This window comes from Streptomyces sp. NPDC085900 (assembly GCF_044540925.1).
Classification (GTDB): Bacteria; Actinomycetota; Actinomycetes; order Streptomycetales; family Streptomycetaceae; genus Streptomyces; species Streptomyces gilvifuscus.
The window spans coordinates 762,588-784,934 of record NZ_JBITSP010000003.1; the positions used below are offsets into that span (position 1 = coordinate 762,588).

20 protein-coding genes and 2 pseudogenes are annotated in these 22,347 nt (G+C 71.7%); 5 read left to right on the forward strand and 17 right to left on the reverse strand.

The genetic code is table 11. The features are described from left to right. Nucleotides 1–6: 6 nt before the first annotated feature. The 4 genes from groL to ACIGDI_RS12905 all read right to left on the reverse strand — a co-directional run bounded on the left by groL (nucleotide 7) and on the right by ACIGDI_RS12905 (nucleotide 4,028). Complete coding sequence (groL, locus tag ACIGDI_RS12890; protein WP_399894675.1) at nucleotides 7–1,632, reverse strand: chaperonin GroEL; 1,626 nt, start codon at nucleotides 1,630–1,632, stop codon at nucleotides 7–9. Nucleotides 1,633–1,752: 120 nt separating this feature from the next. Then, the gene (groES, locus tag ACIGDI_RS12895) at nucleotides 1,753–2,061 is read right to left on the reverse strand and encodes a co-chaperone GroES (protein WP_055493212.1); all 309 of its coding nucleotides are present in this window, start codon (nucleotides 2,059–2,061) and stop codon (nucleotides 1,753–1,755) included. A gap of 234 nt (nucleotides 2,062–2,295) precedes the next feature. Beyond that, nucleotides 2,296–3,102 carry a polysaccharide deacetylase family protein gene (locus tag ACIGDI_RS12900; RefSeq protein ID WP_399894678.1) on the reverse strand — a complete coding sequence of 269 codons (807 nt, stop codon included), beginning with the start codon at nucleotides 3,100–3,102 and terminating at the stop codon, nucleotides 2,296–2,298. Continuing rightward, complete coding sequence (locus ACIGDI_RS12905; protein WP_399894681.1) at nucleotides 3,099–4,028, reverse strand: polysaccharide deacetylase family protein; 930 nt, start codon at nucleotides 4,026–4,028, stop codon at nucleotides 3,099–3,101. The genes ACIGDI_RS12900 and ACIGDI_RS12905 overlap by 4 nt, the downstream gene beginning before the upstream one ends. 90 nt (nucleotides 4,029–4,118) lie before the next feature. On the opposite strand from ACIGDI_RS12905, the gene ACIGDI_RS12910 reads away from it, so the two are divergent. Then, on the forward strand, nucleotides 4,119–5,282 hold the full coding sequence (locus ACIGDI_RS12910) for a methyltransferase domain-containing protein (protein WP_399894684.1): 1,164 nt from the start codon (nucleotides 4,119–4,121) through the stop codon (nucleotides 5,280–5,282). Between the two features lie 5 nt (nucleotides 5,283–5,287). On the opposite strand, the gene ACIGDI_RS12915 is transcribed toward ACIGDI_RS12910, so the two are convergent. The 6 genes and pseudogenes from ACIGDI_RS12915 to ACIGDI_RS12940 form a co-directional block, all read right to left on the reverse strand. Next, complete coding sequence (locus ACIGDI_RS12915) at nucleotides 5,288–7,333, reverse strand: cell wall-binding repeat-containing protein (protein WP_399894686.1); 2,046 nt, start codon at nucleotides 7,331–7,333, stop codon at nucleotides 5,288–5,290. A 102-nt stretch (nucleotides 7,334–7,435) separates the two neighbouring features. Further along, entirely contained in the window at nucleotides 7,436–8,698 is a 1,263-nt protein-coding gene (locus ACIGDI_RS12920; protein ID WP_399894689.1) for an RNA polymerase sigma factor, read from the reverse strand. Nucleotides 8,699–8,753: 55 nt separating this feature from the next. Continuing rightward, nucleotides 8,754–9,110, reverse strand: a complete 357-nt coding sequence (locus tag ACIGDI_RS12925) for a YciI family protein (RefSeq protein WP_399894692.1) — start codon at nucleotides 9,108–9,110, stop codon at nucleotides 8,754–8,756. Nucleotides 9,111–9,241: 131 nt separating this feature from the next. Then, nucleotides 9,242–9,818: pseudogene (locus ACIGDI_RS12930) on the reverse strand (Uma2 family endonuclease). A gap of 59 nt (nucleotides 9,819–9,877) precedes the next feature. Then, on the reverse strand, nucleotides 9,878–10,711 hold the full coding sequence (locus ACIGDI_RS12935; protein ID WP_399894695.1) for a hypothetical protein: 834 nt from the start codon (nucleotides 10,709–10,711) through the stop codon (nucleotides 9,878–9,880). Nucleotides 10,712–10,967: 256 nt separating this feature from the next. Next, the gene (locus tag ACIGDI_RS12940; RefSeq protein WP_399894698.1) at nucleotides 10,968–12,374 is read right to left on the reverse strand and encodes an FG-GAP-like repeat-containing protein; all 1,407 of its coding nucleotides are present in this window, start codon (nucleotides 12,372–12,374) and stop codon (nucleotides 10,968–10,970) included. A 147-nt stretch (nucleotides 12,375–12,521) separates the two neighbouring features. On the opposite strand from ACIGDI_RS12940, the gene ACIGDI_RS12945 reads away from it, so the two are divergent. Then, nucleotides 12,522–13,487, forward strand: a complete 966-nt coding sequence (locus ACIGDI_RS12945; protein ID WP_399894701.1) for a hypothetical protein — start codon at nucleotides 12,522–12,524, stop codon at nucleotides 13,485–13,487. 18 nt (nucleotides 13,488–13,505) lie between these two features. Here ACIGDI_RS12945 and ACIGDI_RS12950 read toward each other — a convergent pair whose 3' ends face one another. The 3 genes and pseudogenes from ACIGDI_RS12950 to ACIGDI_RS12960 form a co-directional block, all read right to left on the reverse strand. After that, entirely contained in the window at nucleotides 13,506–14,561 is a 1,056-nt protein-coding gene (locus ACIGDI_RS12950; RefSeq protein ID WP_399894704.1) for an LCP family protein, read from the reverse strand. Nucleotides 14,562–14,644: 83 nt separating this feature from the next. Continuing rightward, nucleotides 14,645–14,881: pseudogene (locus ACIGDI_RS12955) on the reverse strand (cellulose binding domain-containing protein); the annotation flags it as partial. 87 nt (nucleotides 14,882–14,968) lie between these two features. After that, complete coding sequence (locus ACIGDI_RS12960; protein ID WP_399894707.1) at nucleotides 14,969–16,027, reverse strand: LacI family DNA-binding transcriptional regulator; 1,059 nt, start codon at nucleotides 16,025–16,027, stop codon at nucleotides 14,969–14,971. Nucleotides 16,028–16,158: 131 nt separating this feature from the next. Between ACIGDI_RS12960 and ACIGDI_RS12965 the strand changes: the two genes are divergently transcribed. The 3 genes from ACIGDI_RS12965 to ACIGDI_RS12975 all read left to right on the forward strand — a co-directional run bounded on the left by ACIGDI_RS12965 (nucleotide 16,159) and on the right by ACIGDI_RS12975 (nucleotide 19,882). After that, nucleotides 16,159–18,459, forward strand: coding sequence for a glycoside hydrolase family 3 N-terminal domain-containing protein (locus ACIGDI_RS12965; protein ID WP_399894710.1), 2,301 nt, complete (start codon nucleotides 16,159–16,161; stop codon nucleotides 18,457–18,459). Nucleotides 18,460–18,493: 34 nt separating this feature from the next. Further along, a complete protein-coding gene (locus tag ACIGDI_RS12970) occupies nucleotides 18,494–19,201 on the forward strand; it encodes a DUF4253 domain-containing protein (RefSeq protein WP_399894713.1) in 708 nt (235 codons plus the stop codon). 144 nt (nucleotides 19,202–19,345) lie between these two features. Beyond that, complete coding sequence (locus ACIGDI_RS12975) at nucleotides 19,346–19,882, forward strand: hypothetical protein (protein ID WP_399894716.1); 537 nt, start codon at nucleotides 19,346–19,348, stop codon at nucleotides 19,880–19,882. Here ACIGDI_RS12975 and ACIGDI_RS12980 read toward each other — a convergent pair. The 4 genes from ACIGDI_RS12980 to tsaB are packed head-to-tail and all read right to left on the reverse strand — an operon-like array spanning nucleotide 19,786 to nucleotide 22,277. After that, nucleotides 19,786–20,043 (reverse strand): hypothetical protein, encoded by a 258-nt coding sequence (locus tag ACIGDI_RS12980; RefSeq protein WP_399894719.1) that lies wholly within the window; start codon nucleotides 20,041–20,043, stop codon nucleotides 19,786–19,788. The genes ACIGDI_RS12975 and ACIGDI_RS12980 overlap by 97 nt on opposite strands. After that, nucleotides 20,040–21,125, reverse strand: coding sequence for a tRNA (adenosine(37)-N6)-threonylcarbamoyltransferase complex transferase subunit TsaD (gene tsaD / locus ACIGDI_RS12985; protein WP_399894722.1), 1,086 nt, complete (start codon nucleotides 21,123–21,125; stop codon nucleotides 20,040–20,042). The genes ACIGDI_RS12980 and tsaD overlap by 4 nt, the downstream gene beginning before the upstream one ends. After that, the gene (rimI, locus tag ACIGDI_RS12990) at nucleotides 21,118–21,624 is read right to left on the reverse strand and encodes a ribosomal protein S18-alanine N-acetyltransferase (protein ID WP_399894725.1); all 507 of its coding nucleotides are present in this window, start codon (nucleotides 21,622–21,624) and stop codon (nucleotides 21,118–21,120) included. Before rimI ends, tsaD begins: the two co-directional genes overlap by 8 nt. Continuing rightward, nucleotides 21,621–22,277 carry a tRNA (adenosine(37)-N6)-threonylcarbamoyltransferase complex dimerization subunit type 1 TsaB gene (tsaB, locus tag ACIGDI_RS12995; protein WP_399894728.1) on the reverse strand — a complete coding sequence of 219 codons (657 nt, stop codon included), beginning with the start codon at nucleotides 22,275–22,277 and terminating at the stop codon, nucleotides 21,621–21,623. Before tsaB ends, rimI begins: the two co-directional genes overlap by 4 nt. Nucleotides 22,278–22,347: the final 70 nt, after the last annotated feature.

Below are 22,347 nucleotides of genomic sequence, written 5' to 3' on the forward strand. Positions count from 1 at the left end.
CCTGGGTCAGTGGGAGTGACCGTGGCCGTGGCCCGCGGCCGCCGGCTCCTCCTCTTCCTTCTTCTCGACGACCAGGGTCTCGGTCGTCAGAAGCAGGGAGGCGATGGAGGCGGCGTTCTCCAGGGCGGAGCGGGTGACCTTGACCGGGTCGATGACACCGGCCTTGATCAGGTCGCCGTACTCGCCGGTGGCGGCGTTGAAGCCCTGGCCCTTGTCGAGGTCGGCGACCTTGGAGGTGATGACGTAACCCTCCAGGCCGGCGTTCTCGGCGATCCAGCGCAGCGGCTCGACGACCGCGCGGCGGACCACGGCGACACCGGTGGCCTCGTCGCCGGTGCGGCCGAGGCCGCCGTCCAGGACCTTGGCGGCGTGGACCAGAGCGGAGCCACCACCGGAGACGATGCCCTCCTCGACCGCGGCGCGGGTCGCGGAGATGGCGTCCTCCAGACGGTGCTTCTTCTCCTTCAGCTCCACCTCGGTGGCGGCGCCGACCTTGATCACGCACACGCCGCCGGCCAGCTTCGCGAGGCGCTCCTGGAGCTTCTCGCGGTCCCAGTCGGAGTCGGTGTTCTCGATCTCGGCCTTGATCTGGTTGATGCGGCCGACGACGTCCTCGGAGTTGCCGGCGCCGTCGACGATGGTCGTGTCGTCCTTGGTGACGGTCACGCGGCGGGCGGAGCCCAGCACGTCCAGACCGGCCTGGTCGAGCTTGAGGCCGACCTCCTCGGAGATGACCGTGGCGCCCGTGAGGACCGCCATGTCCTGCAGCATCGCCTTGCGGCGGTCACCGAAGCCGGGGGCCTTGACCGCGACCGCGTTGAAGGTGCCGCGGATCTTGTTGACGACCAGGGTGGAGAGGGCCTCGCCCTCGACGTCCTCGGCGATGATCAGCAGCGGCTTGGAGGAGCCGGCCTGGATGACCTTCTCCAGCAGCGGCAGCAGGTCGGCGATCGAGGAGATCTTGCCCTGGTTGATCAGGATGTACGGGTCGTCGAGAACGGCCTCCATACGCTCCTGGTCGGTGACGAAGTACGGGGACAGGTAGCCCTTGTCGAAGGCCATGCCCTCGGTGAAGTCCAGCTCCAGACCGAAGGTGTTGGACTCCTCGACGGTGATGACACCGTCCTTGCCGACCTTGTCCATCGCCTCGGCGATGAGCTCGCCGACCTGCTGGTCCTGGGCGGACAGCGCGGCGACGGCGGCGATGTCGGACTTCTCGTCGATCGGGCGGGCCGAGGCGAGAAGTTCCTCGGAGATCGCGGCGACGGCCGCGTCGATGCCCTTCTTCAGCAGCGCCGGGGAGGCACCCGCGGCCACGTTCTTCAGGCCCTCGCGCACCAGCGCCTGGGCGAGCACGGTGGCGGTGGTGGTGCCGTCACCCGCGATGTCGTTGGTCTTGGTCGCCACCTCCTTCACCAGCTGCGCACCGAGGTTCTCGTACGGGTCCTCGATCTCGACCTCGCGGGCGATGGTGACGCCGTCGTTGGTGATGGTGGGAGCGCCGAACTTCTTGTCGATGACGACGTTGCGGCCCTTGGGGCCGATCGTCACCTTGACCGTGTCGGCCAGCTTGTTGACGCCGCGCTCGAGGGCGCGACGGGCGTCCTCGTCGAACTTCAGGATCTTCGCCATGACAGCGGGAGCCCTCTCGGAATCTGTGGGTGAAAAAGACACTGCGCCCCGGGCGCCCGGCTTCTTATCGGTCGCGGGGGGCCAGGGGCGCAGCTGGAAGCAGAAATGCCTCGAAGTGAACTACTTCTCGATGATCGCGAGCACGTCGCGAGCCGAGAGGACGAGGTACTCCTCGCCGTTGTACTTCACCTCGGTGCCGCCGTACTTGCTGTACAGCACGATGTCGCCGGTCTTGACGTCGAGCGGCAGGCGCTCGCCGTTCTCGAAACGGCCCGGGCCCACGGCCAGGACGACGCCCTCCTGGGGCTTCTCCTTGGCGGTGTCCGGGATGACCAGGCCAGAGGCCGTGGTCTGCTCGGCGTCCAGCGGCTGGACCACGATGCGGTCCTCGAGCGGCTTGATGGCAACCTTGGAGCTGGCGGTCGTCACGATCCGACCTCCCCCTTCGGAGATCTCACGGGGTTAACTGTCTGAGGTGGCGACCAGGTCGATCCGTCGTCGCGGGTGCCGGACCTGCCCGTCGCTTGTTTGGCACTCTCCAGGGGGGAGTGCCAAAGCCGAGACTATGACCGCGATTAGCACTCGGTCAAGCGGACTGCTAATCCCGACGGCGCGTCGGCCCCGGACGCCTCGCGTCCCCGGACGCCGGACGGCCCCCTTCGGCTACAGGTAGTCCTCCAGCCGCCCCACCGTCAGACCCCGTTCCTGGGCCGCCCGCAGCAGTCCTCTGGTGCGTTCGACGAGAGTCGGGGAGGTCGACTCGCCCGACGGCACCGAGACGATGTCGCCCGCCCGCAGCCGGCGCTCGCCCCGCGCGAACGCCGGCTCCCCGGCCTCCATCGACGCCCGCCACAGCACGACCGCCGAGACACCGCAGTCGGCGGCCGCGCGCAGGGTGGTGGTGTCGTACGTGCCGTACGGCGGTCGGAAGAGGCGGGGGCGGATGCCGAAGCGGGAGCGGAGCTTGTCCTGCTGCCCGCAGATCTCGGCGCGCTGCCCCGCGTAGGGCAGACCGCGCAGCGCGGAGTGGTCGAGGGTGTGGTTCTGGATGCCGGCGCCCACCGACCGCAGCCGGGCGAAGTGGCCGTACCCCGGTCCGACGACGCTGTCGGTGAGGAACATGCTGACCGGCAGGCGCAGTTCACGGACCATGTCGACGAAGCGGGGGTCCTGCTCGGCGCCGTCGTCGTAGGTGAGGAAGACGACCTTGTCGCGGGTGGCGACGCGGGAGACGACGGGCAGCGGGCGCGCCGGACGGGCGGCCCGTGCGCGCGCCGGCCTCGGGGCGCGGGCCAGCGGCTCCGGCAGGCCCCAGCGGCGGTACGGCGGCACGGACACGCCCGACGGGCCGTTCGCCCGCACCCGCTGGGCCGCCTTCTCGCCGAGCCGTTCGATGGGCGCCACGGACGGGGCGCAGCCGGTGAGAAGGACCAGTGCCAGGGCGCCCGTCACCAGGCCCCGGCGCCTCACAGGTAGTCCTCCAGGCGGGCCACCGCGTACCCCTCGGCGGTGACCTTGTTCAGGAAGCGCCGCATGTCGTCGACCATGGTGCCCTTCCACTCGTCGCGGCCCCGGAAGTGGGTGAGCACGATGTCGCCGGGGTGCAGGTCCCGGTCGTCCTCCCGGTACTCCCAGTGGTCGACGAAGACCTCCTCGTCCCAGATCGGCGCGTACTCGATGCCGCAGGACTTCGCGGCGCGCAGGGTGTCCTGGTTGTAGTTGCCGAAGGGCGGCCGGAAGACGGTCGGGGCCTTGCCGAACTCCCTCTTCATGATCTTCTGCATGCCGCAGATCTCGTGCCTCTGCTCCGCGTACGACAGCCCCGGCAGGTAGGGGTGGGTGAGGGTGTGGTTGTTGAGGGTGACGCCCTCGGACTGCATCTTGCGGAAGTACGCGTAGTCGTCCTTGACCAGGAAGTTGCTGAGAAAGGCGGAGTACGGGATCTTCAGCTCGCTCATCATCCGCAGGAACGCCCGGTCCTTCTCGGCGCCGTCGTCGATGGTGAGGAAGACGACCTTCTGCCGGGTGGGGACCGTGGTGAACACCGGCGGCAGGCCGAGCTCCTCCTGGTCGTCGACCTCGAAGCCCCGGCGGGCGGTGATGTGCGGCTTGTGGAGCGGCGCGGGCGGGGCCGTCAGAGGCACCTGCCTGAGCCCCCAGCGCCTGGCCGCCAGGGCCCGCGCGGCGTAGGCCGTGCGCAGCTTCGTGGCGTACGAGTCCAGGGCGCGGGCCTCGGGTGCCTTCAGGCGGGGTTGGCCGGCGGCCGGGCGCACCTCCTGGCCGCCGTCCTGCGCGCAGCCGGAGGCGATGGCGGCGACGGCGAGCACGGCGATTCCGCCACGGACTCGCGTTCCCCAAGATGACCTATTTTTGTCATTTTGTACTACTGCTCGCATGGGCCCGGATCCTCGCAGCCCCGGGCCCGCAACCCCGTCCGACACCTCGGCCGCACACACACCGTCCCCCGACTGGCCCACAATGAGCCGGTGAACGACCTCGCTCCCCTTCTCACCCCCGAAGGCCGCACCCTCCTCGACGAGGTGCGCGGCACCGCCCCGGCCGACGAACTCGCCGTGGCCACCCGGCTGCGCCGCGACCACCCCGCCGAACTGGTGTCGGCAGCGCTCGGCCAGGCCCGGCTGCGGCAGCGGGCGGCGGCCAAGTTCGGCGAGGAGGACGCGGGGCGGATGTTCTTCACGCCCAACGGCGTCGAGCAGTCGACGAGGGCGAGCGTGGCCGCGTACCGGGCCGGGCGGCTGCGGGCGCTCGGGGTCACCTCGCTCGCGGACCTGTGCTGCGGGATCGGCGGGGACGCGATCGCGCTGGCCCGCGCGGGCATCAGGGTCCTCGCCGTGGACCGGGACCCGGTGACGGCGGCCGCGGCGCGGGCGAACGCCGAGGCGTTGGGGCTGGCGGACCTGATCGAGGTGCGGGAGGCCGACGTCACGGAGGTCGACACCGCGGGCTGGGACGCCGTGTTCGTCGACCCCGCCCGGCGCGGCGGCCGGGGGCGCATCTTCGACCCCGAGGCCTACTCGCCGCCCCTGTCCTGGGCGGTCGAAGCGGCCCGCACGGCACCCCACGCCACCCTGAAGGTCGCGCCCGGCATCCCGCACGAGGCCGTCCCGGCCGACGCCGAGGCCGAGTGGATCTCGGACGGCGGGGACGTGAAGGAGGCGGTGCTGTGGTTCGGGACGGCACCCGGGGCAGTGCGGGCCACCCTGCTGCCCGGGCCGCGCACCCTGCTCGGCCGAGGCCTCCCGGACCCCGAAGTCCGGCCCGTCGGACGCTACTTGTACGAGCCCGACGGCGCCGTCATCCGCGCCCATCTGGTCGCCGAGGTGGCCGAGGAGCTGGGCGGCGGCCTGATCGACCCGACCATCGCCTACGTCACCTCGGACGAGCGGCACGAGTCGCCGTACGCCACCGCGTACCACATCACCGACGAACTCCCCTTCAATGTAAAGAAGTTGAAGGCGCTGCTGCGCGAGCGAGGGGTGGGGACGCTGACGGTGAAGAAGCGCGGGTCGGCCGTGGAGCCGGAGGAACTGCGCAGGAAGGTCAAGCCGTCCGGCCCCCACTCGGCGACGGTGTTCCTGACGCGGGTGGCGGGGGCGCCGACCATGCTGATCGGTGCCCCCGCCGCCTGATTGGACTACTGGTGCTGGACCGTCCTGAGCGGGCCCAGGTGCGGGTCGGACCCGACCGGACCGGTGCGGGCCACCGTGGCGGGCCGGCCGCCGTTGGTGCGGGCCGCGTAGGTGCTCTGCAGGGTCGTCGCCGGGATGACGCCGTTGTAGTACGGGTGGTACACGAACTGGCTCGCGCTCGCGCTGATCGCGGCGCCCGCGGTGTCCAGCGCGGCCTTGGCGACCGAACCGGTGCCGCCGAACGCGATCACGGAGTTGGTGCTCGCCGACTCGCGCAGCAGGTAGCTCTTGACCTCGCTGGAGAGGCTGTCCTTGGCGGTCCACAGGACGGGGCCGAAGACGTTCATGGCCGCGCCCGCGGAGACACCGCCGCGCCAGGAGCTCGTGTAGGCGAGCGCCGCCGTGCTCGGCGCGGTCCACCAGAACTTGGCGACGGCGACCGAGGTGGCCTCGTTCGTGGAGCCCGTGATCGGGTAGTACGAGTACGTCGACGGCCAGTTGGAGAAGTACGTGTGCGTCAGCGCGTACTTCGCCGAGGAACCCACCGTGATGATCATGGTGTTGTTCGGGTTCAGGCTGTTCAGGTACGACTTCACCGACGAGGTCAGCGAGTTGCCGTTGTTGAGCACGACGCTGCCCGCGCTGCTCGTGCCGTCGGCGCCGGCCGCGGCGGCGGCCGCGAGCGCGGAGTGGTAGTCGGTGCCGGTGGCCAGGAAGACGTACTTCGGGCTGCTCGTCACCGACTTGGCGACGGCGACCGAGGTGGCGTAGCGGTCGGTGCCGGACAGCCGCTTCGGGGTGAAGCCGAGCGAGCTGACCTGCGAGGAGACCGTGCTGGTCAGGATCGACGTGCCGCCGATGAGGTAGACGTTCGAGCCCGGCTTCAGGGTGCGCTTGAGCTCGTTCTTCACCGCGGTCGTCAGGCCGCTCTTGGTGGTGCCGAGGACCGGGCCGTGCTTCTTGCCGGCGAGTGCGGGCGCGGTGAGCGAGTACGCCGAGTCGTCGCGGTTGATCAGGACGGCGGCCTTGGCGTCCATCAGGCCCGGGACCTTGGTGCCGCCGTAGGTGTTCCAGGTCCAGCGCGAGGAGGCGATGTTGCTGGCGTAGACGTCGGAGCCCCAGACGCGGCCTGCGGAGTTCTTGCGCAGCGGCTGCCAGCTGGGGTTGCTGCCCTTCGGCGTGCCGGGGACCGCGGTCGTCACGCCGGTGGCCACGTCGACGTACTCGGTGGTGTGCACGTCGGAGCTGTCGCCGGTGGTGTGGACGTCGGCGATGATCCGGGTGCCGGTCGGCGACCAGGACGGGTTCGCGTAGCCGCGGCCGTCGGTGGTGATCTGCTTGACGTCGGTGCCGTCTGCGTTGGCGGTGAACAGCTGGCTGAGCCCGCCGCCCACGTTGCGGACGAAGGCGAGCTTGGTGCCGTCCGGGGAGAACGCCGGCTGCGCGGCGTCGGCGATGACGCGCTTGACCGTGTTCGCGGACGAGTCGTAGACCCAGACGCCGTCGTTGTCGTAGCAGCCGTAGTTGATGCGGCGGGAGAAGGCCATCAGGCCGCTCGGGCTGACGGTGGGGTCCTCGTCGCAGACGGTGGACGGCTCCTGGGTGGCCGACAGCAGGGGCTCGGGGGCCCACGAGCCGTCGGAGGGGCCGTAGACGATCTGGCCGCCGGTGGAGTAGACGACGTAACGGCCGCCCCACCAGAAGGCGATGTCCTTCTGCTCGGCACTGGAGCGCACGCCCGTCGGCCAGGGCAGGCTGAACCGCGAGCTGCCGTCGGGCCGTTCGCTGGCGAGCTGGCCCCATTCGGAGACGATCCGGCTGCCGTCCGGCGCCCAGGCCGCGTAGCTGCCCATGTGGGTGCCCACCTGGGTGGCGGTCCCGGTGGTCGGATCGACCAGTGTCGGGCCGTCGGTGAGGATCTTGCCCTCGGTGCCCGGCCAGGGCCCGGCGTCGTCGGCGGCGGCGCCCGGAGCGCTCGCCAGGGTGCCCACCGCGGCGAGCGCCGCCGCGGTCGCGAGCGCCGCGGCACGGCGGCGCGTGAACAGTCTCAAGTTGTCGACCCCCCATGGATCACGAAGACAGGCCCCGCACGGGGGCTGAGTCACTGTAGATGCCATCGAGACGCATGGGAACAGGGTTTCGTGGGAACAAGATTACGTTTCACATTCCGCGGCCCGCCCGAGCAGCAGCTCACGCTCCCGCTCGTTGCGCGCGAGCCCCGCGGCCCGTACGAACTCCTCGCGGGCCTCCGCCGTACGCCCGAGCCGGGCGAGCAGGTCGCCGCGCACGCTGGGCAGCAGGTGGTAGTCGGCGAGGGCGGGCTCGTCGGCGAGGGCGTCGACCAGCGCGAGCCCCTGCTCCGGCCCGTCGGCCATCGACACGGCGACCGCGCGGTTGAGCTCGACGACGGGCGACGGGGCGCGGGCGGCGAGCAGCCCGTACAGCGTCGCGATGCTGCGCCAGTCGGTCTCCTCGTAGGTGTACGCGTGCGCGTGGCAGGCGGCGATGGCCGCCTGGAGGGCGTACGGCCCCGGGGCGCCGGTGGCCGTGGCCTCGGCCCGGTGCAGGGCCGTGATGCCGCGGGCGATGAGCATGCGGTTCCAGCGGCGGCGGTTCTGGTCCCTGAGGAGGACCGGCTCGCCGTCGGGACCGGTGCGGGCGGCGGCACGGGACGCCTGGAACTCCAGCAGCGAGGTCAGGCCGTGCACCTCGGGTTCCTTGGGCATGAGCGAGCTGAGAACGCGGGCCAGTCGCAGCGCGTCCTCGCACAGCGCGGGGCGCAGCCAGTCGTCGCCCGCGGTGGCGGCGTAACCCTCGTTGAAGATGAGGTAGATGACGTCGAGGACGGACCCCAGCCGGACCTCGCGTTCGGGGCCGTACGGCACCTCGAAGGCGACGTTCTTCGCGGCGAGGGTGCGTTTGGCGCGGACGATGCGCTGGGCGACGGTCGGCTCGGGCACCAGGAACGCGCGGGCGATCTCGGCGGTGGTCAGACCGCCCAGCAGCCGCAGGGTGAGGGCGATGCGGGCCTCGGCGGACAGCACGGGGTGGCAGGCCGTGAAGACGAGCCTGAGCAGGTCGTCGTCGATGTCGTCGGGGTCGGCGGGCTCCTCGGGCGGCGCCGTGGTCTCCACGCTCCGGCCGATCTCCTGCAGCTTGCGGGCGTAGTTCTCGCGGCGGCGGATCAGGTCGACGGCACGGTGGCGGGCGGTCGCCATCAGCCAGGCGCCCGGGTTGTCGGGCACGCCGTCCCGGGGCCACTGCTCCAGTGCGGCGACCAGGGCGTCCTGGGCGAGCTCCTCGGCGATGCCGACGTCACGGACGAGACGGGTGAGGGCGGCGATGATCCGGGGGAACTCGATACGGAAGACGGTCTCGGTGGCGTGGCGGGGGTCGGCGGTGGGCTGCGCTGTCACAGCCCACCATCGAACACCGTGCGCGGCGCCGGGCCAAGCGGATACCGGCGCGGCGTCAGCCCTCGGCGATCTCCCGCACCTCGCAGGTGACCGTCCAGTACTCCTCGTGCACCTTCAGGAACTTCTTCGTCCACTCCAGCGCCTCGGCCTGGTCCTTGCACTGCATCAGCGCGTAGCCGCCGATGACCTCCTTGGACTCGGTGAAGGGCCCGTCGGTCACGGAGATCTGTCCGCCCTCCCAGCGCACGCGGGTGCCCTGGGCGGACGGGGTGAGACCGGCGGTGTCGAGCATGACGCCGGCCTTGGTGACCTCCTCGATCAGCTCGCCCATGCGCTGCATCAGCTCGGGGCTGGGGCCTTCGGCGGGCATGGTGGACTCGTCGATGCGGACGAGGGAGAGGTAGCGGGGCATGGTGACTCCTGAGGTCCGGGGCCGGTTCCTTTCCGGCCTCTCACCCCAGCGTCGATCGGCGGATGGGCGGATCGACACGCACGCGGATTTTCTTCCAAGATTTTTTCGGGCCGGCGTTTCCGCGGGTGGGATCAGTCGGCGAAATCCTTGAGCCTCGCCGTGTCCAGCGTGAACCCGACCGGATCCGGCAACTCGATCTCCGTTCCAAAGGCCCGAGTGGTCACCGATCGGTAAGCGCCGCCCTCGGGATCCGCGTGAACGGTCACGCTGTTCTGGTCCCGGTCAACGAGGAGATAGACGGGGATACCGGCCGCCGCATAGCCGTCCGGCTTCTCGACCCGGTCGCGCCTGTCCGCGTCCCGGTCGTGCGAGGTGACCTCGACGACCATGAGGACGCCGACGGGGTCGGACCACTCGCCCTTGCCGACGAAGTAGCCCTCGGGCACCAAGACCCCGTCCGGCTTGGCCCGCCCCTTGCGATACGCCTCGACCTTCAGCCCCTGTTCCGGATAAAGGAACAGCTCAGGTCGATGCTGCATGCACCGCTTGAGAAGCCAGGCGACGATCTCGCCGCGGTTGCCGTCCGGCATGGGCTTGACCCCGATCTTTCCGTTCAGGAACTCCAGGCGCGGATTCCGGCGCGTGACGTGCGAGCTCCTCGAACTCCTCGACGAGCATCTGGGGCCGGTCGGCAGTGCTGGGGGTCATGGCGTCGCCTCCTCCCCTCCATCCTGCCCCGACGGCGGGCGGCCCGTGCTGCAAGGTCGTCATGCGTCCGGTCCTTTCTGTGTACGGGAGCGGGCGTGCAGGACGGCGCGCAGGCGCCCCGCGTGGGCGTGGACCCGGTCGACGGCGAGGCCGAGCCGTCCGCCCCGGCAGCCCTCGCAGAGCCCGCCGCGCAACGAGGCGCCCTCGGCGGCGGGCTCGGCGCAGGCGGTGCAGACGACCTCGTAGCGAGCGGGCGGCTGCGGCAGCGGCTCCGGTGGGAGCTTCGCGAGAAGCCGGGCGCGTACGAAGCCGTAGGCGTGCGCCACCCGTTCCGGCAGCCCGGCGGTCATCGCCTGCACGAACTGCGCCTCGCTCGCGCCCCGCGCGAACCATTCCGCCGCACTCTCCTCCAGCGCTCCGCACTCTCCGGCCGAGAGCGTCAGCCGGGGGTCGACGCGGCCGAGGCGGGCGAGCACGCCGTACGCGGCCGAACGCACCGCTTCCGGCGACGGCTCGGTGACCGGCGCCTCGCCGGCGAGGAAGGCGTCCCACCAGGCGTCGTCGCGGGCGGTGCGGGAGAAGAAGGTGTGCCAGACCCAGCGCGGGTTGCCGTCGACCGTGACGGGCCGGCGCACGCGGCGCAGATGCCCGGCTGCGGACAGCCTGTTGAGGGCGGTGGCGAGGGCGCACTGGCCGTACGGGAGGTACTTGGCCAGCGTCTTGATGGAGATGTCCGAGCCGTCGTCGAGCCGGTCGAGGTACCCGGCGATCGACGCCTCACGTGCGGGGAGCCCGGCGAACTCACGTCCGGTGCGGGGCTCTTGGCCGGGCGCGGACTTCTTTTCCGTAGCCCGGATTGGCCTTCGGGTGCGCGGACGGGCGCGGGGCAGCACTAAACTGGGCGACAGCCATGGATCGCTTCTTCCGATCTGTGGTCAGACCCCCGCGCGGTGCTGCTAACACCACACGGGGGTCGATGCTTTTCGGGGCGCACGCTACACGCTTGCAACGCTCCGCCGCGACTCGATCACGAAAAGTCATCTCGCCTGGCCGCAGGGCGAGTTCGGGTGGGTGGGCGGGACGAGCCACCCACCCGTTCCTTGCAAAAGTGTCTCGGGTCCCGAGCCCCGAAGCTCAAGTCGCCGGAGGCTACTCGAGCTCGCCCCCGAACCCCGCCTTCGTGTACGGCGCGCCGATTCCCTTGGGGCCGAGGACCAGGGCCGCGTCCGTCACGATTCCGGTCGGGCGGCCGCGCAGGGACCACACCGCGCCGTTGCCGCCGTCCTCGCCGACGGCCGCGGCCGCCAGGTCGGCGTAGCCGTTGCCGTCGATGTCGAGGAGGGCGACGGACGCGCCGAAGGTGTCGGACAGTTCGGCCCTGCCCGGGACGCCGGGGGTGTCCTGGGTGAAGGACTGGGCGCCTTTGCCGGTCAGGCCGGACCTGGTGCCGTACAGGACGTCGACGGCGCCCGCGTTGTCGTCGTAGCCGAGTTCCTTGCCGGGGATGCCGACGGCGAGGTCGTCGATGTGGTCGCCGTTGACGTCACCGGCCGACAGGGCCTGGCCGAAGCGGAAGACGGAGTCGCCGGTGCCCGGTACGCCGGGGGTGTCCTCGGTGAACGTCTTCCAGGTGTCGCGGGACCCGAGACCCGAGGCGGAGCCGTACGCCACCGTGACCGCGGAGTCGTAGACGGCGCCGACGGCGAGGTCGTCGTAGCCGTCGCCGTCGAGGTCGCCGAAGGCGAGGCCGCCGTCGGTGTTCGGGACGGTGTCGGGGGCGTTCTGAGGCACGAGGCCCGACGCGGAGCCCGTGTAGAACCGCGTGCCGTAGCTGCCGTCGCCCTCGTAGACGCTCAGCGCCAGGTCGTCGCGGCCGTCGCCGTTCACGTCTCCCGTCGCGCCGTCCCGGACGTCGTAGTACTTGAGGTGGTCGGCGTCGAGACGCGTCTCCGTGCCGTGCCGTCCGGAGCGGGTGAAGGGGCCCTTCCAGACACTGGCGGTGCTGCCGTTCGGGTCGTCGCCCATCGCCGGGCGGGTCCGGAAGAGGGCCAGGTCCAGCCTGCCGTCGCCGTCGAAGTCGCCGGTCTGGGTGTTGGTGGCGGGGACGGAGCGCGCGCCGGCGCCGGTCAGGCCGTGCGGTCCGCCCCAGAGGATCACCGCGTCGGTCTTCCCGGCACGGTTGCCGACGACCAGGTCGGCGTAGCCGTCGCCGTCGAGGTCGCCGCGGGAGAGCTGCGTGCCGAAGCCCTCGTCGGTGGCGGCGGCGCCCGGAACTCCGCTCGTCGAACGGCTGATGACGGTCCGTCGGGCGGCGGACAGGCCGTGCGGGCCGCCGTATACGACCGCCACGTAGCCGGCCCCGGCATGACCCGAGACGGTGGCTTTCGGAGCCCCGATCGCGAGGTCGGCGTACCCGTCGCCGTCGAAGTCGTTCCGCACGGACGCCGGTGTCGCCGCCTCGGCCCGGCTCAGCTCCTGCGGCGGTGCCACGCCGAGCGCGACCAGCCCCGCGACGATCGGTACCGCCCAACGGCCGGACAGAGAAAGGGAAAACACCGGGAGACCCCCTAGTAACGGTGACATGGCTGAAGACTCGTCAGGGGGCGCGGGGGTTGTAACGGTGCGCGCCATGTGCGCCCTGCCCGGGCGCGGTCACCTTCAGTAGGTTCGCAGGATCGGCCATCGCACGAAGGGAGCGCGGCGATGAGCGTCGAGAGGTCGGGCAGGTCCGACGACGGGGTGCCTCTTTCGGCAGGCAGGGGTACAAGGCGCCGAGGCCGGGTCCGCCGCCTCATGATGCCGAGGAACTCTCAGTCCCCGCAGTCCTCACAGCTCGAGCTGTCCAAGCTGAATGATCGACTGAGGCTTTCTCTCAAGGCGGCGCGTGATCAGCGGAACGACCTGGATGCGGTGCCGTTCAAGGTTGCCGGGGTCATCGAAAATCTCGTGGACCTTGCGGCGGCGGCGCAAGGGGAGGCATTCCGACAGCTCCGCGTGGCATGCCATGTGCCTAAACGTCGCCTCGTCAAGGGCAGGGAAGCCACTTCGGCGGCGGACCGAGCCGCGTATCGCGCCGCGCACAGCAACCTCCTCGATGAGGCCGAGACCCTGATGAAGGAGCTGCGTTCGCAGTACTTCTCCCCCGACACACTCCGGGCGGTCTTCGGGGCGCGCCCATCGCCGGGCGACGAGGGCGCGGTGCATTCCGGCGAGAAGGCCGTCGCCCTCGGGTTCGAGATCGCCTCCTACCTCACCCTGCGGGACTCCGAGGGGGTGGCACGCAAAGGGCTCTCGGTCGCGGCCCGGCACGCCGGCAAGGAGATCCAGGCAGCCGTCAAGGTGGGTCAGTATCTGATGGGGCCCTCGCCTCTCACTCTGGCGAACGACGTAACCGAGGTCGTCGGCGAGGCGGTGGCCGGCATCAACAAGCGGCGGCTGCAGCGCTGCGTGGTCCGTGTGTCCGAGGCGATCGGCAGCGTCGAGGCTCTTGAGGCCTCCCGCACACCCGAGATCTCCTCCCCGCTCACGGACTCTCCGCGGCATCTCACGGTCGACGAGCCGATGAGGAGCTACGACGTCGACACCCCGATGGAGCGGCAGCCCGAGATACCCCTGGACACGTCTCTCGACGTGGAAGGCCCGGAACCCCCGAGCCTGTCCCTCTTCTGATCCGGCCCGCGCCGTCCCTCACCGCAGCGACTTCCACAACTGCCCGGCCGCCGGTTCCTTCGCCACCACCCGGTTGGGGTCCGACGGGGCCGTGACCACCGGCATCATCACCGTTGTGACGTGGGCCGAGGACAGGCCCCTCAGGCTCTCGCCCAGGCCCACCAGCTCGCTCAGCGAGTCCAGGCCGGTGTCGGTGGTGAGGCTGCCGGTGACGGCGTCGGCGACGTCGTAGAGCTTGGCGGGGCTGGTGAACAGGCTCGTCGAGGCGATCTGGTCCAGCAGGGCCTTCACCAGCTTCTGCTGCAGGCCTATGCGGCCCAGGTCGCTGCCGTCGCCTATGCCGTGCCGGGTGCGGGCGAGCGCCAGGGCCTGCTTGCCGTTCAGGTGGTGGGTGCCGGCCGCGAGGTGCAGATGGCTGTCGTCGTCGTCGATGTCCTCGTCGGTCGTGACGGTGACGCCGCCGAGCGCGTTCACCAGCTTCGCGAACCCCGAGAAGTCGATCTCGACGTAGTGGTCCATGCGGATGCCGGTGATCGACTCGACCGTCTTCACCGCGCAGACCGGCCCGCCCACCGAGTACGCGCTGTTGAACATCGCGTTGTACGCAACCGCCGTCGAACCGCCCGACTTCAGCGGGCACGACGGACGGGTCACCAGCGTGTCGCGCGGGATGCTGACGACGGTCGCCTTCTTACGGCCCGCGTCGATGTGCACGACCATCGCCGTGTCGGACCGGGCGCCGGAGCTGCTGCCCCCGCCGAGCCGCTTGTTCTCCTTGCCGCTGCGCGAGTCCGACCCCAGCACGAGGATGTTGAGCGAGCCGGAGGGCAGCGGGGAGGCCGAGGCGGAGGCGGCGGCCGACGGGGTCGTCACCGCCTTCGCCGGGCGGTCGTCGCCGAGCGCCTGGTTGATGTCGACGCTCTTGATGTTGTTGTCGAGGTGCCAGTACGCCAGTCCGGCCGCCCCCGCGCCGAGCACCAGCAGGCCCGCCGCGGTGAGGCCGACGATCTTCAGTACGGTCGATCGCCGGCCCTTGGGTCTGCCCGCGCCGCCACTCTCCACGTGTCCCGTCACGAGCAGGAACGTAAGTCCGAATTATTAGGAGATTGTTAGCACCGAACCCGTGAGGCGGTTTTCTTGGGAGAATCTCAGATTTCTCAGCCCAGCGTCACGGTCGGTACGGGATTGCCGCCGCTCCACGAGCCGTTGAACCCGAAGGTCACCGAACCGCCGTCCGGCACCGAGCCGTTGTAGGAGGCGTTGGCGCAACTGACCGACGAGCCGCTCTGGGTGCAGGTCGCGTTCCAGGCGTGCGTGATCCGCTGACCCGCGCCGAACGTCCAGTTCGCCTTCCACGAGGAGAGCGAGGCGCCCGAGCAGGAGATCGTCACCGAAAGTTTCGGTCGTGCAACCGATTGGCTTCGGAGGAGTGTCGTGGTGTCGACCCCACCCGTCAATACATCAACTTCCGGCCACCTGAGTCACGCGGGCGCCCCCGTACTGCTGCGCACCACCAGACTCGTCGCCAGCTCCACCCGCGTGGCCACCGGCGCCTGGTCCTCGCGCCCGAGGTCGAGCACCAGCTTGGCGGCCGCCTCGGCCATCTCCATCAGCGGCTGCCGTACGGTCGTCAGTGGCGGCCCGACCCAGCGCGCGACCGGCAGGTCGTCGAACCCGACCACGCTCAGGTCCTCGGGGATGCGCAGCCCGAGCTCGCGCGCGGCCTCGTACAGGCCGAGCGCCTGGAGGTCGTTGAGGGCGAAGACCGCGGTGGGGCGGTCGGGGCGGCGCAGCAGCTCCAGCCCCTGCCGGTAGCCGGCGTCGTGGTGGAAGTCGCCGGTCACGATCAGCGCCGGGTCGACGGGCAGCCCGGCGGTCTCCAGGGCGGCGCGGTAGCCGTCGATGCGCGCGCGGCTGCACATCATGCGGGAGGGGCCCGTGATGGCGCCGATGCGGGTGTGGCCGAGTTCGATGAGGTGCCGGGTGGCGGCGAGCCCGCCCTGCCAGTTGGTCGCGCCGATGGACGGCACGTCGACGCCCGGGTCGCCGGCCGGGTCCATCACGACGAACGGGATGGAGCGGCTGGTCAGCAGCGCCCGCTGGGACTCGTCGAGGCCGGAGAGCACCAGGATGACGCCGTGCGGGCGGCGGGCGGCGACCTGGTCCGCCCACGTCCGGCCCGGCGTCAGCCGGCCCGCGCTCTCGCTCAGCACCACGCTGAGCCCGGTGTCCCGGGCCACGTTCTCCACGCCGCGGATGACCTCCATCGCCCAGGCGCTCTCCAGCTCGTGGAAGACCAGGTCGAGGAGGGGCGAACGGCTGGCCTCGGCCCGTCGGCGCCGGTAGCCGTGCGCGCGCAGCAGCTCCTCGACACGGCTGCGGGTGGCCGGGGCCACGTCCGCCCGGCCGTTGAGGACCTTCGAAACTGTCGGCGCGGACACGCCGGCCTCGCGGGCGATCTCGGCGAGCGTCGCGGTCTGCGTCGATCGGCCGGTCGACGGGGTTGTCGTCCGGGTTTCCAGGGGCTCCGGGGGTGTCATGGCGGCGATCGTATCCCTGCGCGACCTCTTGACGAACCCCTCTCACCGGCCTAGGTTCCCGGAACATTCGAAGTGCACATCGAAACATTCGCGAGAGGGACACCCCCGCCTCGACCAAGAGCAGGAGTTTCATGACCACCGCCCCTTGGCGTGACCCCGCCCTGCCGGCCGCCGTCCGCGTCGACGACCTCCTCTCCCGGATGACTCTTCAGGAGAAGACCGCACAGCTCTACGGCGTGTGGGTGGGCGCCGACACGGACGGCGACGGGGTCGCCCCGCTGCAGCGCGAGATGACCTCCGAGTACGACTGGGACGAGCTGATCACCCACGGTCTGGGCCAGCTCACCCGCCCCTTTGGCACCGCCCCGGTGGACCCGGCGCTGGGCGCGCAGGCACTGGCCCGCGCCCAGCGCCGTATCGCCGCCGCGGGCCGTTTCGGCATTCCCGCGCTCGCGCACGAGGAGTGCCTGGCCGGCTTCACCACCTGGCGGGCCACGGCCTACCCGGTGCCGCTCGCCTGGGGCGCGAGCTTCGACCCCGCTCTGGTCGAGGAGATGGGCGCCGCCATCGGCCGCGACCTGCGCTCGGTGGGCGTCCACCAGGGTCTCGCCCCCGTCCTGGACGTCGTACGCGATCCGCGCTGGGGCCGGGTGGAGGAGACCATCGGCGAGGACCCGTACCTGGTCGGGACGGTCGGCACCGCGTATGTGCGGGGGCTGGAGTCGGCCGGGATCGTCTCCACGCTCAAGCACTTCGCCGGGTACGCGTCCTCGGCGGGCGCCCGCAACCTGGCACCGGTGCGGGCCGGGGTGCGGGAGTTCGCCGACATCACGCTGCCACCCTTCGAGATGGCGCTGCGGGAGGGCGGGGCGCGCTCGGTGATGGCCGCGTACAACGACACGGACGGCGTCCCGGCCTCGGCCGACCCGGGCCTGCTGACCGAGCTGCTGCGCGAGAAGTGGGGCTTCACCGGCACGGTCGTCGCCGACTACTTCGGCGTCGGCTTCCTGCAGACCCAGCACCGGGTCGCCGGCAGCGAGGCGGAGGCGGCGCACGCGGCGCTCGCGGCCGGCCTGGACGTCGAACTGCCGACCCTGAGGTGCTACGGCACCCCGCTCGTCGAGGCCGTGCGGGCGGGCGAGATCCCCGAGTCCCTGATCGACCGGGCGGCCCGCCGGGTGCTGCTGCAGAAGTGCGAACTGGGCCTGCTCGACGAGGACTGGAACCCCGAGCCGGCCGAGCGCATCGACCTGGACTCGGCGTCCAACCGCGCGCTCGCCCGCCGGCTGGCCGAGGAGTCGGTGGTCCTGCTGGACAACCCCGACGGCATCCTCCCGCTGGCCCCCGACACCCGGATCGCGGTCGTCGGCCCGCGTGCCGCCGACGCCCTCGCCATGCTGGGCTGCTACTCCTTCCCCTCGCACGTCCTCACGCACCACCCCGAGGTGCCGATGGGCATCGGCATCCCGACGGTCCTCGAAGCGCTGCGGGCCGAACTGCCCGACGCCAAGGTCACGTTCGCCGAGGGCTGCGGCGTCGACGACCCCGACACCGGCGGCTTCGAGGAGGCCGTGGCGCGGACGGCCGAGGCGGACGTGTGCGTGGCGGTGCTGGGCGACCGGGCGGGCCTGTTCGGGCGGGGCACCTCGGGCGAGGGCTGCGACGTGACGGACCTGCGGCTGCCCGGCGTACAGGCCGACCTGCTGGACTCCCTGGTGGCCACCGGCGTCCCGGTGGTGCTGGTCCTGCTGACCGGCCGCCCGTACGCGCTGGGCCGCTGGGACGGCCGGCTGGGCGCGGTCGTCCAGGCCTTCTTCCCCGGGGAGGAGGGCGGTCCCGCGGTGGCGGGAGTGCTGTCGGGCCGCGTCAACCCCTCGGGCCGGCTGCCGGTGAGCGTCCCGCGGGTGCCGGGCGGCCAGCCGTGGACGTACCTCCAGCCGCCGCTGGGCCTCGCGGGCGAGGTCAGCAACCTGGACCCGACCCCGCTGTACCCCTTCGGCCACGGCCGCTCGTACACGACCTTCACGTGGGACGCCGACATCACGGGCGCCGAGATCGGCACGGACGGCTCCTACGACGTCTCGGTGACGGTCCGCAACACGGGCGAGCGCGCGGGCACGGAGGTCGTGCAGCTGTACCTGCACGACCCGGTGGCGTCGGTGGTCCGCCCGGACGTCCGCCTGATCGGCTACGAACGCGTGGACCTGGACCCGGGTGAGGCCACGCGGGTCACCTTCCGCTTCCACGCCGACCTGTCGTCCTTCACCGACCGCTCCGGCCGCCGCGTGGTCGAACCGGGCGCCCTGGAACTCCGCCTGGCGGCCTCGAGCACGGACATCCGACACACGACCCATCTGACCCTCACCGGCCCGCCCCGCGAACTCGGCCCCGACCGACGCATGCGGTGCGAGGGGCGGGTGTCGCGGGCGTAGCTGCGTTGTCAGTGGCGCGGCGTACCTTCCGGCCATGGATGCCACGTCACTGCCGCCCGCCCTGCCACCGGGCCGGATCGTCGAGTCGTACGGCCGCTCGGGCCGTCTCGTGTGGATGAGCGACCGCAAGCTGCCGGACGCGGACGTGTGGTGGCGGCGGCTGTACGCCGACCGGGCGCGCACGGGGTTGTATCCCGTACTGCTCGAATACACGGAGGACACGTACGAGTTCGCCGCCGGAGGTGAGGCTCCGGTCGACGCCGCAGCGTACTTCCGGGACGCCTGGGAGCCGCGGTCCTGGCCGTCCTTCCCGGCGTGGCCCGGCCTGGCCGCGCCGGCCGGGACAGGGGCCGAGCCGGACGCGTGCGCGGCCGAGGCTGCGGCCGCGGTCGTACGCGAGGACCGGGCCCGCTGTCTTGCGCTGGTGCAGGCCGAGCGGGGGGCGGACGTGCCGATCGCGCTCAACTGGCCCGGAATGGGCAACCACATGGGCAAGGACGAGCTGTCGGGCGTGCTGCGCTCCTGGGAGGACCGCTTCGGTGCCCGTCTCGTGGGCCTCGGGCACGGGGACGTGTACCTGTCGGCCGCCATCCCGCCGAAGGACCTCCAAGAGGCCCGTGTCCTGGCCGGCGAGCACTATCTGGCCTGCCCCGACTGGTTCCACAACAACTTCGACGACTGGGAGAGCACCTACCCCGAGGAACTCATGACCGTACGTCAGTGGCGCTTCTGGTGGGACTGAACGGCCGGGCGGCCTTCACGGAGCGCTCACAATCGAGGGCGGTCCGAGCAGGCGGGCCTTGGCTACCGTGGGAGGCACTGGCCGGTGGCCTCCGGGGAGCGGGCCGACCGGTGCTTCGAACATGGGGGGACGATGGTTCGCTACGTGCATCACGAGTTGTGGGCTTCGGCGCTCCTCCTCACCGGGATCGCCGTCGGCTGGGTGTCCGCGCTCGCCACGGGGCAGGAGCCCCCGGTGCGGACCGGAGCCCTCGGGATACTGGTCGCCTCCGCGCTCGGCTGCCTCGTGCTGTCGACCGTGCTGCGGGCGTCCCGGCTCAAGTGGGTCGGACAGACACGGGAGTTCGAGGCCGCGGCGCGGGTACCGGACGCCGACGGCCTTCCCCGCCGCGCCGCCTTCGCCCCCCGCATGATCGGCCTGTTGCTGCTGCCGGCCCTGTGCGTGTTCGTCATCAGGGACACCGCCATCGTCGTGGTGGCCCTGGCGATGGGCCTGGACTGGCTCGGCAAGGCGGTGGCGGGCGCCGGCTGGGAGCAGGGCAACGGCCGGCGCCTGTGGCTGGTGACGACGGCCGACGGGACCGCTCAGTCGATGGCGACCGACTCGAACCGCCAGCGGTGCACCGCGCGGGTCACCAACTCGCTCGGCGGCTCGGGCAGTTCCGGTATGTCGGCGTCGTAGGGCTCGGCCCACCAGGTGATGACGAGGACGCGGTCCTGGGGGGCGCGGAAAGTCTCGCGGCGCAGGGGTGCGGGGGCGAGGTCCTGCCGCCGCGCCCAGGCGAGCAGGTCCGCGCCGCGTCCCTCGACCGCCCGCGCCTCCCACATCAGCGCGACCGTCACGAGTACAGGTTCTCCTTGCTGACCTCGTGGACGTGGTCGTGGCCCGGTACGTGCGGGTCGGTCACCGGCAGCGACGAGTCGGCCGACAGGTCCCAGCTCGACGTCGCACGGCCCCGGGCGACCATCTCCGCGCCGAGCGCGGCCACCATCGCGCCGTTGTCCGTGCACAGCTTCGGCCGCGGCACCCGCAGCCGGATGCCGGCCGCCTCGCACCGCTCCTGCGCCAGCGCCCGCAGCCGCGTGTTGGCGGCCACGCCGCCGCCGATCATCAGGTGGTCGACGCCCTCGTCCTTGCAGGCCCGTACGGCCTTGCGGGTCAGCACGTCGACGACCGCCTCCTGGAAGGAGGCCGCCACGTCACGCACCGGCACCTCCTCCCCCGCCGCCCGCTTGGCCTCGATCCAGCGGGCCACTGCCGTCTTCAGGCCGGAGAAGGAGAAGTCGTACGCCGGGTCGCGCGGGCCGGTCAGGCCGCGCGGGAAGGCGATGGCCCCCGGGTCGCCCTCGCGCGCGTAGCGGTCGATGACCGGGCCGCCGGGGAAGCCGAGGTTCAGCACGCGCGCGATCTTGTCGAAGGCCTCGCCGGCCGCGTCGTCGATGGTCGCGCCGAGGGGCCGTACGTCGGAGGTGATGTCCGTCGACAGCAGCAGCGACGAATGCCCGCCGGAGACCAGCAGCGCCATCGTCGGCTCGGGCAGGGCGCCGTGCTCCAGCTGGTCGACGCAGATGTGGGAGGCGAGGTGGTTGACGCCGTAGAGGGGCTTGCCGAGCGCGTAGGCGTACGCCTTGGCCGCCGTGACGCCGACCAGGAGGGCGCCCGCGAGGCCGGGGCCGGCCGTCACCGCGATGCCGTCGAGGTCGCGGGCGCTGACCCCCGCCTCCTTCAGCGCGCGGTCGATCGTCGGGACCATCGCCTCCAGGTGCGCCCGGCTCGCGACCTCCGGGACGACCCCGCCGAAGCGGGCGTGCTCGTCGACGCTGGAGGCGACGGCGTCGGCCAGCAGGGTGGTGCCGCGGACGATGCCGACGCCGGTCTCGTCGCAGGAGGTCTCGATGCCGAGGACGAGAGGTTCGTCAGCCATGGATCTCGGTTCCTTGTACGGAAGTGGATGGGTCGGTCAGTCGCATCACCAGGGCGTCCACGTTGCCCGGCTGGTAGTAGCCGCGGCGGAACCCGATGGCCTCGAAGCCGAAGCGCTCGTAGAGCTTCTGGGCGCGGACGTTGTCGATCCGGCACTCCAGCATCACTTCGGCGCACTCGAACGCGGTGGCGGCCCGCAGCAGTTCGGTCAGCAGCAGCCCGCCGAGGCCGGTGCCCCAGTGGTCGCGGCGGACGGCGATGGTCTGGATGTCGCCGAGGTCTCCGGAGGCGGCGAGGCCCGCGTAGCCGACGATCCGCTCGCCGTCCTCGGCGACGACGTACCGGCGCGTCGCCTCGGGCCCGCGCGCATGGGCCAGCTCCGACCAGAACATGCCCCGGGACCAGGCGTCCTCGGGGAAGAGGTCCTTCTCCAGCTCCAGCACGGAATCGATGTCCCACCAGCGCATCTCGCGCAGACGAGGAGTCACGGCGTCGGTCACTTGGGGGTGACCACCTTGTAGTTCTTGGGTACCTGGGCGTCGGGCCGGCGCAGGTACAGCGGCCGGGGGGCGGGCAGCTCCTCGCCCGCGGCCAGCTTCTCGGCGGCCAGCTTCGCGAGCGCCGCCGCCGAGACGTGCTCCGGCTCGTGCGCGACCGGGAAGGTGTCCGGGTACAGCAGCGCGCCCGCGCCGACGGCCGGCAGTCCGGCCACCTGGTCGGCGATGTCGGCGGGCCGGTCCACGGCCGGGTCGGTCAGCCGGGTGCGGGAGTCGGCGTAGCGCGCCCAGTAGACCTCCTTGCGCCGGGCGTCGGTCGCCACGACGAAGGGGCCCTCGTCGATGTCGGCCGCGTACGCCAGCCCGTCCAGCGTGCACACGCCGTGCACGGGGACGCCGAGGACGAGCCCGAAGGTGTCGGCGGTCATCAGGCCGACGCGCAGCCCGGTGTAGGGGCCGGGCCCGATGCCCACGACGACGCCGGTGACGGCGTCCAGCGTGAGCCCGGACTCGGCGAGGACGCGGTCGACGGCCGGCAGCAGCAGCTCTCCGTGCCGGCGCGCGTCCACCTGGCTCGACGAGGCGATGACGTCGCGGCCGTCGTGCAGGGCGACGGTGACGGCTGGGGTGGCGGTATCCAGAGCGAGCAAGAGCACGCAAACAGCGTACGGCGGTTTGGGCCACGGCATTGCCGCCCGGGTGAGGCCCGCTCGTGCTGCTACGGTC

Excerpts from the sequence above, each read along its gene's own strand:
- groL (WP_399894675.1), bottom strand. The coding sequence starts at position 1,632 with ATGGCGAAGATCCTGAAGTTCGACGAGGACGCCCGTCGCGCCCTCGAG.
- ACIGDI_RS12925 (WP_399894692.1), bottom strand. The coding sequence starts at position 9,110 with ATGCCCCGCTACCTCTCCCTCGTCCGCATCGACGAGTCCACCATGCCC.
- ACIGDI_RS12945 (WP_399894701.1), top strand. The coding sequence starts at position 12,522 with ATGAGCGTCGAGAGGTCGGGCAGGTCCGACGACGGGGTGCCTCTTTCG.
- ACIGDI_RS12960 (WP_399894707.1), bottom strand. The coding sequence starts at position 16,027 with ATGACACCCCCGGAGCCCCTGGAAACCCGGACGACAACCCCGTCGACC.
- ACIGDI_RS12970 (WP_399894713.1), top strand. The coding sequence starts at position 18,494 with ATGGATGCCACGTCACTGCCGCCCGCCCTGCCACCGGGCCGGATCGTC.
- ACIGDI_RS12965 (WP_399894710.1), top strand. The coding sequence starts at position 16,159 with ATGACCACCGCCCCTTGGCGTGACCCCGCCCTGCCGGCCGCCGTCCGC.
- ACIGDI_RS12905 (WP_399894681.1), bottom strand. The coding sequence starts at position 4,028 with ATGCGAGCAGTAGTACAAAATGACAAAAATAGGTCATCTTGGGGAACG.
- tsaD (WP_399894722.1), bottom strand. The coding sequence starts at position 21,125 with ATGGCTGACGAACCTCTCGTCCTCGGCATCGAGACCTCCTGCGACGAG.